At 63.3% G+C, this 14776-nt stretch carries 14 protein-coding genes and 2 pseudogenes; 4 read left to right on the forward strand and 12 right to left on the reverse strand.

The window, feature by feature from the left end; all coding sequences use genetic code 11:
• Positions 1 to 254: 254 nt before the first annotated feature.
• Entirely contained in the window at positions 255 to 638 is a 384-nt protein-coding gene (locus HED64_RS14255) for a hypothetical protein (RefSeq protein WP_168152681.1), read from the forward strand.
• 107 nt (positions 639 to 745) lie between these two features.
• Here HED64_RS14255 and HED64_RS14260 read toward each other — a convergent pair whose 3' ends face one another.
• The 3 genes from HED64_RS14260 to mobF all read right to left on the reverse strand — a co-directional run bounded on the left by HED64_RS14260 (position 746) and on the right by mobF (position 6135).
• On the reverse strand, positions 746 to 1372 hold the full coding sequence (locus HED64_RS14260) for a Fic/DOC family protein (RefSeq protein ID WP_342590734.1): 627 nt from the start codon (positions 1370 to 1372) through the stop codon (positions 746 to 748).
• Positions 1350 to 1523, reverse strand: a complete 174-nt coding sequence (locus tag HED64_RS14265; RefSeq protein WP_168152682.1) for an antitoxin VbhA family protein — start codon at positions 1521 to 1523, stop codon at positions 1350 to 1352. The genes HED64_RS14260 and HED64_RS14265 overlap by 23 nt, the downstream gene beginning before the upstream one ends.
• 268 nt (positions 1524 to 1791) lie before the next feature.
• Entirely contained in the window at positions 1792 to 6135 is a 4344-nt protein-coding gene (gene mobF, locus HED64_RS14270) for a MobF family relaxase (protein WP_168152683.1), read from the reverse strand.
• Positions 6136 to 6620: 485 nt separating this feature from the next.
• Here mobF and HED64_RS14275 point away from each other — a divergent pair, with 485 nt between their 5' ends.
• Positions 6621 to 6974 carry a hypothetical protein gene (locus HED64_RS14275; protein WP_168152684.1) on the forward strand — a complete coding sequence of 118 codons (354 nt, stop codon included), beginning with the start codon at positions 6621 to 6623 and terminating at the stop codon, positions 6972 to 6974.
• 45 nt (positions 6975 to 7019) lie between these two features.
• On the opposite strand, the gene HED64_RS14280 is transcribed toward HED64_RS14275, so the two are convergent.
• The 5 genes from HED64_RS14280 to HED64_RS14300 all read right to left on the reverse strand — a co-directional run bounded on the left by HED64_RS14280 (position 7020) and on the right by HED64_RS14300 (position 10434).
• The gene (locus HED64_RS14280; protein WP_168152685.1) at positions 7020 to 7559 is read right to left on the reverse strand and encodes a hypothetical protein; all 540 of its coding nucleotides are present in this window, start codon (positions 7557 to 7559) and stop codon (positions 7020 to 7022) included.
• Between the two features lie 124 nt (positions 7560 to 7683).
• Positions 7684 to 7923 (reverse strand): hypothetical protein, encoded by a 240-nt coding sequence (locus HED64_RS14285; RefSeq protein WP_132365124.1) that lies wholly within the window; start codon positions 7921 to 7923, stop codon positions 7684 to 7686.
• A gap of 362 nt (positions 7924 to 8285) precedes the next feature.
• Entirely contained in the window at positions 8286 to 8498 is a 213-nt protein-coding gene (locus HED64_RS14290; RefSeq protein WP_132365125.1) for a hypothetical protein, read from the reverse strand.
• Complete coding sequence (locus tag HED64_RS14295) at positions 8495 to 8749, reverse strand: glutaredoxin family protein (protein WP_132365126.1); 255 nt, start codon at positions 8747 to 8749, stop codon at positions 8495 to 8497. The genes HED64_RS14290 and HED64_RS14295 overlap by 4 nt, the downstream gene beginning before the upstream one ends.
• 695 nt (positions 8750 to 9444) lie before the next feature.
• Positions 9445 to 10434 carry a DUF4192 family protein gene (locus HED64_RS14300; RefSeq protein ID WP_168152686.1) on the reverse strand — a complete coding sequence of 330 codons (990 nt, stop codon included), beginning with the start codon at positions 10432 to 10434 and terminating at the stop codon, positions 9445 to 9447.
• A gap of 611 nt (positions 10435 to 11045) precedes the next feature.
• On the opposite strand from HED64_RS14300, the pseudogene HED64_RS14305 reads away from it, so the two are divergent.
• Positions 11046 to 11547 (forward strand): annotated as a pseudogene (locus HED64_RS14305) (transposase); the annotation flags it as partial.
• Between the two features lie 686 nt (positions 11548 to 12233).
• Here the strand turns inward: HED64_RS14305 and HED64_RS19925 are convergent.
• From HED64_RS19925 to HED64_RS14320, 4 genes and pseudogenes are all read right to left on the reverse strand, one after another.
• Positions 12234 to 12500, reverse strand: a pseudogene (locus tag HED64_RS19925) (hypothetical protein); the annotation flags it as partial.
• Positions 12501 to 12819: 319 nt separating this feature from the next.
• Positions 12820 to 13191 (reverse strand): hypothetical protein, encoded by a 372-nt coding sequence (locus HED64_RS14310; RefSeq protein WP_168152688.1) that lies wholly within the window; start codon positions 13189 to 13191, stop codon positions 12820 to 12822.
• Complete coding sequence (locus tag HED64_RS14315) at positions 13192 to 13587, reverse strand: J domain-containing protein (protein WP_132365131.1); 396 nt, start codon at positions 13585 to 13587, stop codon at positions 13192 to 13194.
• A gap of 247 nt (positions 13588 to 13834) precedes the next feature.
• Positions 13835 to 14257 carry an Hsp20/alpha crystallin family protein gene (locus HED64_RS14320; RefSeq protein WP_132365132.1) on the reverse strand — a complete coding sequence of 141 codons (423 nt, stop codon included), beginning with the start codon at positions 14255 to 14257 and terminating at the stop codon, positions 13835 to 13837.
• 157 nt (positions 14258 to 14414) lie between these two features.
• Between HED64_RS14320 and HED64_RS14325 the strand changes: the two genes are divergently transcribed.
• Positions 14415 to 14747: a MerR family transcriptional regulator gene (locus HED64_RS14325; RefSeq protein WP_342590735.1), complete on the forward strand. Its 333-nt coding sequence runs from the start codon at positions 14415 to 14417 to the stop codon at positions 14745 to 14747.
• Positions 14748 to 14776 lie beyond the last annotated feature (29 nt).

The raw sequence follows: 14776 nt of genomic DNA on the forward strand, positions 1-14776 counted from the left end.
GAAAATGGCAGCCAGAAGCTCATTAGTGAAGCTCCAACACATAAGGAAGCCCGATGCCGGTTGGATCCCCGCGCCTCAGGGGTTGCAGATCCTTACGCAGAAATTGAGGGCAGGTCAACCGACGCATGTGGCGATGGAATGCCGACCGGTTTTGACGACTGCCAAGCGTGGAGATGTCGTACGACGATTTGGTGGGGCACTCGCGCTCAGAGTGACGCCATGAAGATTCACCCAAACATCAAGGAAGGCCAATCATGTCCAACGACGCAGTCGTGGGATCCGCAGCGGTCCGCACCAATGAACTCGGCATCCAGGAAATCGTCCGCCGACTCAACTCTGGACTGGGACCGACCCTGGTTGCCGGGCTGGCCGGCAGCAAGGATCGTCGAATCTCTCACAAGTGGGCCAAGGAAGACGGCCCGGAGCCCAATCAGGCGGCAGTCCGACGCCTCATGGCAGCAATCCGCCTGTGGACCGAGCTGTCCGAGGCGCACGGGGAACACGTGGCCCGGCTATGGTTCATCGGCTCGAACCCCTGGTTGGAGGAGGACTCCCCCGTGGAGGCCATCATGGAAGATCGATACAAGGAGACTCGGGCAGCGGCCAACGCCATGCTCACTGGAGGATTCTCGGGGTAAGCACGCACATCATCCAAAAGACAGGCCTGCCCTCTTTGGCGGTCTTGTTCTCTGGTCCTGGTCCGCCAATGCCAGCAACGGGGCGTTGAGCCCGAGAGGCGTGATGTTCAAGGGTCCAAGGGGCGTATGCAGTCGCTGAACATCACGATGAGCGGTTGGTAGTTCTGCTCTTCGCGGGCGATCTGGCTGGCTTCGTTAAGTTGTTTTCCATGCACTTTGCCCCAGTCGATGTACCATCCGGCATCTTCGGCCACCCTGGTCCAGAATTCCCGCTGGGTCCGACCATTACCTTCCCGAAAGGGGTGGATGTAGTTGAAACTGTCGTAGTAGAAGGACAGTTTTTCCACGAATTCCCGTCGCTCCAGACCTTGGAGGTGGTTGTCCTCAGCGAGTTCGCGGGAAATAGTCGCCGCTGCCCGCTCGATCAGATTTACGGGGCAAAAAGGCTCGTTGTGGGGACGCGCCAAATCAATCGTCCGGAGGTGTCCGGCCCATGCAAAAATGTCGCCAAAAAGTTGCCGGTGGATTGCCTGGAACTCTTGAAGGTCCCGGCTCGGCTCGATATGCGCGCTGTCACGCAACTGGATCACACGAGCAGCCACGAGGTCAGCTTCTGCTGCCGCAAGCTCTTTACTAGTGGTCGCTCCGACGAGGTTCCTGAGAATACCTGTTGACGGATCTAGATAGGGATCGGGAGCTGAACTATCGAAATCAGTCGAGCCCAAACCGTGCACGTGCTTTTCTTACCAGTTCGTCTGATGTCACTTTTCCCGTGACATACTCTTCAGATTCCGCACGGTATTCGTCACTGACTTCAAGACCCTCGAGACTCATGCTGTGGGCGGCCTCGTTGACCCACTTGGATCGCTGCTCTGTCATGGTCATGCCGTTTCCTTCCCACGCCTCTTTGTCGCCACATCCACCAGAGGTTCCGCCGAACTCGTAAGTGCAGGAACAGCCGGAAACTACCTGATGGACTAGTGAATCAATTCTACTCGCGATCGGCCATGAAATTGTGTGCCACACAGAAGAGCCCAGCCACCTCGTGAGGCAATCACAAGCGCCACAGCCATCGTTGCAGTTCGTTGCCTGCTCCGGTGCCCTCGGAGACAGACCACCACGAGTCATTGCTCCGAACCCCGTGACGGGCCGGTTACCCCAAGCGCGGGCCTTCGGATTCCGGGCCGGTAACGGGGCCATCGTGCCGCCGGGCCCTGCGCGCCTTCGGTAGGTTCGGATCCTGCAGCCGTGCAAGCCGCTCCCGCAAAGTTCGGCGCCCATCCTCTTCGTCATCGGGCTGCGGACGCGCAGGCATGGCCTCTTTTCCCGCGTCCTGCTCCATGAACGTCACAGGATCCGGTTGCCTCTTCCCGGCGCGGCGTCGACGCAGTTCGGCAATGGCCTCCTCGGCCGCCGTCGGTGCGGTGCCGGGGGCCGCCAGTTCGGCCTCGAGGCGATCGATTGTCCGTTCCTCCTGGTTCAAGGGCGGCTTCGTGGTGAGGCTGCTGTGCTTGTGCAGGGAGGTTGCCCGGGCTTTGAGGTCTAGGGCGATCGGGTTGTTGCGGTGGTCTTTAGGGACCATTAGCGGTTCGCTGTCGGGGATGTTGTAGGTGTGGCGGTAGGCGAGAATTTCGGCCGCGAGATCACACCAGTCCCGGTGCCGGTCACCTCGGCGAGGCACCGGCCCCAGATCGGTGAGCCAGGCCGGCGGGTTCTCGGCCAGTTCGGCACCCACCCGAGTGAACTCGCGTTTCGCCACGGTGCGGTATTGCTGGATTTGCGTGGCCCAAACCTCCGGGGTTTCGGGTTTCCAGAGGTGTTCGGTGGGGGCAAACCATTCGGGCAGATCCCTCTGAGTTTCGTGTTCGCGCTCATCCAAGAGGGAACGCACTTCCAGTTCGTCGTTGAGTCGTTCCACGATGGTGTCGGCGCCGCGGATTCGGCTGGTGCGTGCACGTTCAAAGGTCTCAGCCCGGTACACGTCCTCAGACATAGTGCCCCGTAGTGCTCGTTCCTGGCGAAGTGCATCCACTTCCCAGGTCAGCTCTTGGGTCTTGTTCTGCGGGTCGGACGGGATCTGCCGGTCCCGTTCTTCCTCGCACCGCCCGATACGTGCGGTGAGTTCGTCATCTCCCAGATGACCGTAGAGGCGGCGGCGCCAGGGCTTGATTCCGCGTGTTTCGACGGCGATGGGTTCATCGATGATGCCGTGGTGACGTTCTCTGGCGAGGACGGACAGCCGCTGAAGGTGCTCGGTGGGGACGACCTTCAGGGGGCGGTGGGACTCGGATATTAGCTGTTCGAGGTTTGCCATGAGTCGCTCCACTCTCCAGGCCAGCACGGCCGATCGGTCCTGCGCCGAGTCAATTTCCCGCTCGTTCACGGCGTCCTGGACGAGCCGATGTATCTCGAGTCCCTGGTCTTCCGCGTTTCCTAGGTGGTGGACGAGGGCTCCCCAGGCCGGGGCACGGAAATACAGGTTGGCGGCCTCGTCGCCCACCTGAGCTGCCAGGATGGCTAGTAGGCGTTGTTCGCGGGCCTGTTCAACCAGGTCGCGGTGGATGGCGCCTAGGTGTTCGATGCCGCGGGAGAGGGCTCGTTCGGCCGTTGAGGTGTCGTGCGCGCTGAGGTTCCCCTCGGTATTTCCGGCAATCCGCGCCAACACCTCCGGGGCGTCCTCCCCCGTTTCTAGGGCCACATAGATCTTGTTGTCGTACCGTCCGCGGCTGGTGGCCACATAGGCCTGCGCCCGGTCCAACCCGGCGGCCAGTAAGGCGTGGGAACTGTCGTAGGTCATGCCTTGGGCGCGGTGGATGGTCGAGGCGTAGCCGAGCTCCACATGGGTCTGCACATATTCGGCGGGCAGGGTGGAGGTGCCGCGGTGGTCACGGTGCTGCACATCCAGCGCCCCATCGGCCCGGATGCCGGTGATAATCCAGACGTCGTTGTTTTTCACGAAGTCGTGCCCGCGGTTCACGACTAGGCGGCGGTCGTTGCGTCGGGTCACCACCACATCCCCTACATAGGCCCGGGCACCGGGTTGCAGAACCGCACTGGTATCTGTGGGCAGCTCGCCAAGTTCGATGCGGTAAGCCTGCGCACGGTCGTTCAGCGCACCGACCAGGGCGTTGTTGGGGGCGATCATCAGCGCGTGGTGCCCTGCATTTTGGTCTTTTTGCCATCCGGCAAAGACGTGGTGTTCCATCAATTCGGTGTCCCCGGCCATGATCCGGTGATGATCCCAGTAGAACGCCCACGGGTCATCGGTGCCGAGCAAGGGTGCTTGGCGCAGGACCAGGCTGGCGGCGGCTTCTTCCTCGTGTGGCGTTCCGTCCGGGTGGCGGAAGCGGTGCACGGTTTCCAGACGCACCGCTGGTTCGTCTTCATCGATCATCCGCAGGGCGCCCCCGCAGCCGATGGCTCCGAGTTGGCGGTCATCGCCGATGGCCCGAATGAGAGCCCCGTGCTTGGCTGCCAGGCTCACGGCTTGGGCGAAGAGCCCGGTGCCAACCATGCCCGCCTCATCGAGCAAGAGCATGTCCCCTGGTTTGAGGGGGACAAAGTGTTCGGAGGGTTCATTGGCGCCCAGGACAAAGGCGTCCAGGGTCATCGCTTCGGTGCCAATTTCTTGTCCCAGCAAGGTGGCAGCTGCTGCGGTCGGTGCCACGGCTAGAACCCTGCCGCCGGCAGCTTGGGTGGTGTCCGCGACGAGCCGCATGGCCGTGGTTTTACCGGTTCCGGCCGGGCCGATGCCGATTTTCAGCAGCCGGTCACTGCAGGTGAATTCTTCGGCCAGGCTCCGTTGTCCCTCATCAAGCCATCCTTCTACTTCGCCTAGGATGCGGGTGAAATGATCGTGGGTAGCCACGGGGATAACCACGCGCTGTGCGGCACCCAAAAGATCACTTTCGGCCGCCAGGACCGTGGGTGAGGTGTAGAGCTGACGCTTGGCTTTCTGGTATTTGTGCACCGCTGTCATCGCCCCAGCCACCGGCGCGGGGACCGGGAGATCCGCGGTTAGGCACAAGCAGTGATGTTCCAGAACGGTGTGGGTGAGGGCGAATACGAGAGCGTCGGGCAGTTTCCGGGGTCCGGCGATAGCACCGAGTTGGCGGGTGGCTTCGGCCTGCACGTGGTGTTCACCCCAGACGGCACGCTCGGATTCGAGCCGCTGCACCACGCTCACGGCGACGCTCTGCAACTCCAGCCCAGAGAGCTCGAAGGGGCTCGATGATGCACCAATTCCCAGAGCCTTTCGAGCCTTCTGGGCCCGTAGAAGTGCGGCTTCTCCGACTGGCAGGTGCAGGGAGCTGCCGAACTTCTGCTGCCACCCTTCCACCAATTCCGCCAGCGGTTTGCCGTGTTTCTTGTCCGCCCTGGTAGTGAGGGTTGCTTGCTGGCTCAGGTGGATCATTTGTTTGCGATTCGGTTCGTAGCCGTGCTCGGACCGGAACGTATCCACCAGTATCCTCAGTGCCGATTGGATCTGTCCGCGGCGGGAGGATGCGGCCTCGATGGCGGCCACATCGATGCCAGCGATCTCCGTGACTGGACGCTTCCCCGGCACCGGCCGCATCGTGGTGGCCACACCGAGGGATTCGCAGACGTTCTCCATGACGTGGCGGTTGTAGTGCTCACTGGCTGCCACATTGAACTGATACAGCAACGCACCATCCAGGGTCCCCCATCTCTCGTCGGTACCCAATACCTTGTTGGAGACCACGACATGGTCATGCAATTGTGGATCCCCGTCACGGGAATCGTAGTGACGGAAGCGCGTGTAGATGAGCCCGCCAGCGACGTCTTGCTGCCGCACCCCGTTCTTTCCCCGCCGCGTATAGACGGCGGTATCCTCGAGGTAGGCCATGGTCGATTCCACGGCCTGAAGGTGCGCCTGCTCGATGGCCACGCGCACTTTGTCGCCACCTACGCCCCACAGGTAAGACACGGATTTGGGTGGGGAAAAGACGAGGTCGAATCCGGCGACGGCCTGGGCTGCGGGGCGCATGTGCTGGGCAATGAAGCGGCCCAGTTCCTCCTTGGAGGCCGGGTTGCGGCCGTGTAGTTCGCGGAAGTACTGGGCGCCGACCTTTGACCTCAGGCGTCGACGTTCATCCACATCAGGGGCCCGGTGCTGCAGACGCTCAAAATCGCCCAGCACGGTTGTGATGCGCTTCTGCAGGACATTCTCTCTCTGGGAAAAGCGTTTGTAGCGTTGTCCCAGGTCCTTCTCGAACGGTTCCCCGCTGAGTTCGCTGCTCTCACCAAAGCGGGGGTGAAGACCTTCTCCATAGAGCAGTTGCATCTGTTTCTCGGTGACTGTTCCTGCGACTTCGAGGTTTTCGGCCCCTCGCCCACCCCACTGCCCCGGTGGGTAGCCGGAGAGGTGGTAGTACTCCCCTAGCTCGCGGTCTTTGGCCCGTAGTTCATCACCGCTAGCGACTTCACGGGTGTAGTACGTGTAGCCGTCGCCCGCACTGAGTTTGTGCACGGTCATCACACCCCCAGTGTGACCCCGCCCCCCTCATTTATCAAGGATGCATGAGGTGTGACAAAACATGGTGGTTTGACGAGTCCGACGAAGGAGCAGAAGTCTCGGCGAACCAGTAGCGATGCTGTTCATCCGAGGGACGAGAAATGCGTGAACAGCATCGTGCCAGGCTTGGCCATCAACGGTGTTGATGCGGTTGTGCACACGCGAATGCGCGGTGGGTAACACTCTTTTCGTTATCCACGGTGCGTTCAACTGTGTGCAACCGAGGCGCGGAGGCAGGATTTTCCACAGGCCACCGCTGGTTTTCCACGCGCGGACGGTGTACCGATCTGCAGGAACGGAGCACCGGACGGGATGCCGGTGCCAGGCATTTCGGCTGGCCCGGGTTGCCGGTGCCGCCTCGGGCGATCTGGGACCGGCTGCCCTGTTCCGCGGGCATCAACGGGTTTATTCTGTGGTGACCGTTAGGTTTCGATTCAGGAGTGCTCATGGCCAAGGAACGGAAATCGGCGGCGGCGTTGGCCGCCCGCCAGAAGGCGCGGACCAAGGCACAGGAAATGACCCAACGCCACGAGCTGTTGCTCGAGAAGGCGGCCGAATACTTCGTGCTGGAGGACCAATCCGCCGCACGCATGGAGTCGGCCCAAGAGCAGGCACGGCAGATCCTGGATCAGGCCAAAGAGTCGCTCGATGCCGATCGCATCCAGCGCGGACGCATCGTGGTGTCGATGGTGGCCACCGGGGAATCCAAGGTTTTGGTGGCCCAACGGTTGGGCATTTCCTCCGGAGAGCTGCGCTCCCTGCTCGAGGCAGCCAGCCCCACAGCAGAAGATCGACCGTGAAACCTGGTGTCGGGTCCATTTCGGGGCGGGTACTCGGTGTCCGATTCAGAATAGGGTGGGGTCATCGACGCGCGAGCCGGTGTTGATCGCATGGATGCGTTGGGCATCCCATCCGTGGGCCAACAGGTCTGCGCGCAGGGCGCGGGAGCGGGCGGCCATGGCCGCCCGCGGCAGTCCCCGGAAGCGCAAGCCCGACCCGTTGGCGGAGCGCAGCTTGCGTTGCCGATCGACCATATTGGACTGCCGGTCCCCCAGCCCCAGGTGCCGGGGATTCACACACAGGGGAACATCGCATTCGTGCATCAGCTCGGGCAGCTGATCGTGGGCCAGTCCCAGGTCCAGAGCGAGGCTGTAGCGGTGCGGGCGCACCGAGGTCCCGTCCAGGTAGAAGCGTCCGTAGCCGTCATCGGCGATGGCCCCGACCCAGATCCAGCACTGTTCCGGGCGCGGACCGCGGATGACCTTGGACCAAAAACGGTGCTCCTCGCTCCCTCTCGCCCTCTGTAGCCCGAGGTCTTTCGCTTCCCCCGTAATCTCGGTGATCCGGATTCGGGTTCCGTCCGGCCGCCACACGCGGGGACTCATGCGTGGGATCCTTGGCCGCGTGCATGGCGGGGAACCGTACCGAAGATCTGGGACTGAATGCACCGGCGCAAGGTTTGATTCCGCCTGTGTCGATTCCGCCTGCTGGTCGCGTGGTTGGCTGCCATCAGGCCACCTGGCGTGAGAGCTTGTTGGTGCACCACAGCAGGAACACCGCGGGCAGGATCCATCCGGCGGCTTCGAGGTAGTCATGGTTCCAGAACCGGCCCAGGGCGGTGAGCAGCAGGATGAGGCCGACCACCGTGCAGAGCATCCGACCGAGGGCCAGCATGCTCTGGAGGGGATGAAGCACCAGTTTCAGGAGCAGGGCGAGGCACAGGAGTCCCGCGGCGAGAAGGAGGGTCATCGTTTGCTCCGCCGTGTTCCTGCGGGGCTTGTGCCGCTTGTGTGTCGTGCCTGGCGGTGGGGTTGGTGCTGCACGCCGGGACTCGTCATGGTGCCTCCGCTCTAAACCGGGACGTGGGAGATGTCCCGTTGGTGCGAAGATAGCGGAAACCACCGACACTTGGGAAACGTCACACTTTGGAAAACGCCCGCCGTCCGCGGGGGTCTTGCGGGATCCGACCCTGTCGCCAGTCGAGCAGGTTGGAACTCGCATGGGTTCCGGTACCCGTGGATTTCTGCGCCGCGGTAGGTCGTTCTTCCGGCGTGCCGGTGTGCGGTTCGGGCCGTGCCGGCTTTCGTCCCCGGCATGGGTTCGCGTGGCGATTACCGGTCCCGGGGCGCGTCGGGGGAATCCCGGGGGTCCTGCGTCGCCGGTGGCGTGCGGTGGACGCATCGGCGCATGAATCCGAGCACCAGGTCCCGCTGGGTCTTGCCGTTCAGGGCGGCGTAGGCCTTGAACTCGCGGGCGAGGTCCTCGGGGACGTCGAAGTTCAACCGTTTCTGCGGGGTTCCGTCCGCCGTGGGTTTGGCGCTCATCCTGCCACATCCTGCCGGGCGAACGTGATGGCCCGGGCGATGTTGGCCGGATCCAGTCCCGACCAGTGGAACTGGTCATCCACGACGACGACCGGTGCCTGGGAGTATCCAAGCTCCTCGGTGACGTACTCGAGGGCGGCCGGCTCCATGGTGAGGTCGACCTCCGTGAAGGCCACGTGCGCCGCGGTGAATTTTTCGGTCGTCTTGCGGCATCCGAAGCATCCCGGCTTGGTGTAGATGGTGATGGACATTGCCCTTCCTCCCATCCTTTCGCTATGCACCAAATCTACCCTCATTTAAGGGTACAAGCCATTGCTTTATCCTGATTTTTCAAGGTTTTTGGACCCTACGGGTACGCAACATGTTCCGGGTGGTAGGGGTCAATGGGAGCGTGGTGAAGGCACCTCGGCTATGGAGCCTTCCACGGCACCGGGACGGGCCACGACCAAGGAACCGGCTCCCTGCGAATGCCGTGCCATGCCTTTTTTGGTCGTCTGTTGGACCCGATTCGGCAACTTCCATGATGGTGCACCTGAACGATTCGGTCCGTTCAGGACGGGGCTTCGGGCTCAAGGCCGGTGTCCTGGCAGGAATGTTGCGGCAGATGGTTCGTTTGCGGCAACGAGACACCCTTGGCTTCGGTCTCGCTGTGGTGGTGGGCGGACCGGTGCGGGTTCGCCCGTGCGTGCGGGGTGGGGCGCGCAGCGCCTTGGGTGCGGCGGCCGGGGGAGCTTGCGGAGGAGGCCGCCGCCGAAATCGGTGAGCCCGGGACGTTATGCGACCGAAGCGGTCCTGCGCGGTCACCGGGATGAAACAGCCACGCCGATACACTGACGCGGCCCGGTGGGCACTGTGCCGTGGACACAAGGAGCGGGATGGGGCGAGGTTTTCTCGCTCCATCCCGATCGGTTTGGTGGGTGCTCTTGGGTGCTTTCCTGCCGATGGCTCAGTGCTTGGTGGTTGCGGATTCGGGCAGTTGGCCGCTGGCAATCAGTCGGGTCAGCAGCTTGGTGAGACGGTGCCCGGGGTCGGCGGTGCGGGCAAGGTCCAAAAAGGCCATGGCTTCGCTTCCCTTTCCTTCGATCCAGCGCGTCCAGCCCAGCCCGGCCAGCAGGTCGGTGCGGTGCTCCGGGGGAATGTATTCCAGGGCCGTGTAGATGGCATCGGCTCCGTTCCTGAAGTGATCCCAGCTGTCCGGGGGAACTTCTCCCATGAGCGCGGCACCCATGATCTCCGGGTCCAACGTGGCAACGGCCAGCGAGGCGAAGACCAGATCACGGATGCCCTTGTTCGTGCAGGTTCCGGCCAGCCATGCCGCCTGCGCAGGGGTCACTGCTCCGGTCTCCCGGTACCCGGTCGTCATGCCGACCAAGGTGTAAAGCACCTTGATGCGGGTGGGCTGGTCCTGCTCATGGAGCGGGCGGGCTTCCTCTGCGAAGCGGCGCACGTGCGCCGCCGCATCCTTGGTGGTGCAGTGCGGGATGTCGGCGGCGAGCTTCGGGTAGCTCTCGGTGCCAAGCATGAGCGCCAGTGCCGCATTCGAGGTGGCGACCGTGTCGCAGGGAACCTTCTCCGGGTTCCGGTGCTCGTAGTCGGTGAGGTATCCGTCGCGAATCAGCAGGGCGTGGCGGATGGGGCGTCCGGTCCGGGCGAGGATGGTGTCCAGGGCCCGGTACTGTGCCGGGGTCATCGCCCGGTCATTTTCGAAGCTGAGCAGCAGCACCCCGGTGACCTTTGCGAGGCGGTCGACGTAGTGGGTGACTTCGGCGGCCCAGAATCCCGCGGGGGCTTCGGGGCGTGCGTCGAGGCGCAGGGTGGCTGCCACGGTGCGGTGTTCCAGCAGCATCAGCACCACCGAGGAGGTGGGGGTGAAGCCGAGGGAGTGGATGGCGACCGCGACGGTGTCGGCCATCGTGGTGGCGGTGATCTTGTCCATGATCTTGTCCTCGTTCCAAGGTTTCGGGGGCCGCGGTGCCAGCCCCGCGCTTTGGATCTCTCCCCCCATGTTTTTTGTTTGCTGGCGCAATGAAATGAGCAGGGCCGGGACCAGGCACAGCAACCCGAAGGGCGGGGGCGGGAAAAGTTTGTGGCCGAAATAAGCGACGCAGGAGCGCGGCCACCAAGTTTTCCCGTCACCGGCCCGGAGCGACGAAGGAGCGTAGTGGCTTGTGTGCTTGGGCCCGGCCCATATACTCCGAAGGTCAGCAAACAAAAAAGAAAAAGCGGCCTTTAGGCCGCAGCCTGATTCGCCGGAACGGTGAATCAGGCCAACAGTCGGCCGCGGAGCGGACGTCCGGTTTCTTGGGTGCGAGCGAGCGAGTACCCAAGAGGTCCTGAAACCGGCAGCCACATATGCACGATGAGTTGCACCTGCCGTGGTCGATGGGTCGACTTGTGGAGAAGCAGAAGGTGTTGGCCCAGGAAGTCAGCGACCTGCTGGCCGAGGCCAAGACCGTGGATGCCACCGAGGACGCGAAGTTCGGGCCGAGCAGGCTCGGGGACGGGTTGCCGGTGGAGCTGGCCGACCGGCGGGCGCGGGCCTCCCTTGAGGAGGAAGCCGCCGGGAAGGCGCGGGCCGAGGCCGAGGAGAAGGCCCGGGACCGCGGAGACGACGACATCACCGCCGCCGGGGACAAGGCCGCCAAGGCCGCGGTGCCGAAGCCCAAGGCGCAGCGGAACTTCACTGACCTCGATGCCTGGACCATGAAGCGGGCGGACGGCTCTTTTTCGTATTGCTACAAAGGGCAGGCCGTGGTGGACGAATACCGGCAGGTCATCGTGGCGGCGGAGTATGGCACCGAGTTCTTCATTTCCACCGGCCGGAAGAAGCACGCCACCCCGATCCCGAAGGCACCGAGGGGCCGGATCCCGGCCAATGCCACCGTGGGCGAGCGGATGGCCCGGAAGCTGAAGACCACGGCGGGGAAGGGGTCTGTTCCCGGCGCAAGGCCATCGTCGAGCCGGTGTTCGGCAGATCCACACCCGGCAGGGCAAGCACCTGTTGCTCCGCGGGTTGTGGAAGGCTGCCCTGGAGAGGAAGCTGCTGGCCTGCCTGCCACAACCAAGAAGCTCCACAGCTACCGGGAAGAATCGCCGGCATAGCGGGAGGTGCGGTGGGGGCCTGCCCTGCGCGCAGACCCCGTTGGGACCCGATCATGGGGCTTGGTGCGGCATCTGACAGGTTCCCATGGTGTCTGGCCGGCGGTATCGCCCGGTAAGTGGTTTTTGGTCCAGCTTCCCTGTAACTTGCTGCGGATCGTCAAACCTCTACTGACCCACGCACCCAGGCCGTGGCCTTGTTGATGAACGCCTCGAAGTCGATGGCATCGGCCTCGAGCCGCGAACCTCATTCGCGAGCATTAATTATGAGTCAACGCGACCTGGCGGTGGTGTGCACGCGGTCGGTGGGGTCCCGGCGTCCACATGTGTGCGGGAAAAGACCGAAGGAAACATCTTTTGCCGTGCCCATGTGGTCGCGGGGCTAGCCACGGACTTAAGGGACAGCCCCCACGGACGCACACCTTGGGGGAAAGCGCGGACGCGGGGGCTGGTTATCCCGCCCGGTGGCCTCTTGGGGGACGGCACTTCCGGGCGAACGCCCTACATTATGCACTCGCCCGAGCGAGTGCAAAAGTCGCGTTCGCGCAGGCCTGCATTCGGCGGTACGTCGTGGAGGTACGACTCCCGGGATTGGAAGCGGTCCCGCGCGCGGGGAACCGTCAGGGGGTTCGTAGGTCACTCGGTGGCGGAAGGCCCCTGGACGCGCCGCCTTGGTTCGGGAGCGGTGCCGGAGTGGAGGCGTTCCTCCAGTCCGGCCAGGAGGATGGTGATGCCTTGGTCGAGTTCCTCGGCGCCGTCGTAGTCGGCCAGGGCGGAGGTGAGGCTGCGCAGCTGGGGGAACTCTTCTGCCGGAAGCCGGTGCAGGCCCAGCCGCAGGATGGCCTCGTTCTCCTCCGGGTCGACAATGAGTTCCTGGAGTTCGTTCAGGATGTGGCCGTAGATGTAACGGAAGGCCCCTCTACGCCAGAGGGGCCTTCAACGAATGGGGTGGTCTGTCTCGGTTTGGGTTTAGCTTAACGGCGACGTATTCCTCCCCTCTTGGCTTGTGAAAGCCATCAACGGATTCAAGTAGAAATAGGCTAATAATGGGTGCCGCGCCCTGTCAAACCCAATCCTGGGCACTCGTTCCGTGGCTGAATATGGCGGGTGTCAAGAGGATCTTCCCTGGCGGAACCCTCGTGTACCGTGACCGAAGATTGATCCTTTCAAGACACCTCCGACGGCTCAGCAGGGACGGGCCGTCGGGTCCCAGAGCTGCGGATCACAGCGGATTGGCACCCTTGATGAACTCCGTGGCATGCTTGAGGGCCTTCTTGAAGGCGTCATTGCGCAGCCTGATGTCCTCCAGCTGTCCGGAGTCGAGATAGCCGGTGGGCCCGGGACGCAGCAACCAGATGTCCCCGGCCGGGGGCAGGTAGAACATGGCGAAGGTCCGGTGGGCCTCATCTTCCGTCCAGACCGGGACCACCGCCAGCGCGGCGCCGGTATCGATGTTGATCCACTGGGCCCGAGGCATGGGTTGCTCGAGGACTTCCGGGTCCAAAAACGGTGCGCTGCCCTTCCCCCAACGCTCCTCGAAGCGTTCGTGGAAGGTCGGCAGCAGCGGTGAATCGTAGCGTCGCCATGCATTCATTTAGATGCTCCTCCTAGTCGGGGGATCCCACCGCAGTGGGGAAACACTCAAGGATTCTCCGCCACCCGGCCTCGAACCCGGGGATGAGGCCGGACGGAAGGGGGCAGCGGAAGGCTGAGGGATCGGGGGAAGCACCGGGTGGGGGTGGTGTTCCCTGTCGTAGCGGGCACGCCGGATTGGATCGGCCAGGACCGCATGGGCCTCCATGGCTCGTTGAAGCAGAACGGCATGCTGGTTTGCGTCCTCCACCGATTCCGGTCGATAGCGGGTGTCGGGGTGGTGGCGGCGCAACAGGGACCGGTAAGCCCGAGCAATGGCCCCGGGGGAGGCTTGGGGATCCAGACCCAACCCCGAATAGTAATCAGGAAATCCGCCCACCGTACGTTGCACTTCCATTCCGGCACTTCAGGCTCCGGCGGTGCCGGGCACTGCCTTGGTGGCCACTAGTGAAAGCCGCTGGCCCGGGCGCCATGGCCCGGGACCAACGGTGCCGAAAACATTCTGTGAGGGCCGTCCTTGATCGCGCCTTCGGGCGCAATGGCGGGCCACAACGGCTCACGCCCATTTTCCCAACAGGTGGGCGGCCGCCGGACGCTTCCGGCGTTGCGGGGGACACCAAAGGCATCTCCCGCTTCCCGGTCGCCTAGGCGTCTAGCGCCTGGCGATCGGTGTCTGTGGAGGTGATTTCGATCTTGCGCGGCTTGGCCCTCTCGGCCACCGGAATCCGCAGGCGCAGCACCCCGGTGTCGTAGCTGGCCTCGATGTTCTCCGTATCCAGGTTCTCGCCCAGGACAAGCTGTCGGCTGAACACACCCCGGGGCCGCTCGGCGGCAAGCATCTCCAGGTCCTTGTCCAAGGCCGGACGCTCCGCCTTGACGGTGACCACGTTGCGTTCCACATCCAGATTGATCGAATCCGGGCTGATGCCGGGCAAATCGAATTCGACTTCAAAGGTATCGCCGTCGCGCCAGGCGTCCATGGTCATGGCCGCCGGACGGGTCGGGGTCCCAAAAACCTGCTGGGCGATCCGGTCGAGATCACGGAAAGGGTCGGTGCTCATCAACATGGCTGTTGCACTCCTTCGCAGTGTCATGAGTTGTCATCTTCGGTTGTGCATACCTGCCACGATCTATAGTGGCAGGTATAGCTTTTTTATAGCATGAGGCACACAAGGCGTGCAAGCAATATTTTTCTGAAGCGCCCAGGCAACGGAAAGGGTGGATGTGGGATCCAACGATCCACGGGAGCACGGGGTGTATGCGATCTCGGTCGCCGCCGAATTGGTGGGGATGGGCCAGCAAAATCTGCGGCTCTATGAGCGCAAAGGGCTTCTGCAGCCCCAACGCACCGAGAAAGGCACCCGACGCTACAGCGAGGCGGACCTGACCAGGTTGCGTCGGATCTCAGAACTCTTGGGGTTGGGGCTGAACCTGTCCGGAATCCGACTTGTCCTCCTATTGGAGGCCGACAACCAGGCCCTGCGCCATGAGCTCTCGGGGCGACGCCTCGCTTCAGGGTCCGGCCAGCAGAGACGAACACCGCTTCCCGGTGCCTGAGCCTTCGACCCGGGATGCGCACGCACCGC

The sequence above is a fragment of the Paeniglutamicibacter terrestris genome (genome assembly GCF_012271785.1).
Lineage (GTDB): Bacteria > Actinomycetota > Actinomycetes > Actinomycetales > Micrococcaceae > Paeniglutamicibacter > Paeniglutamicibacter terrestris.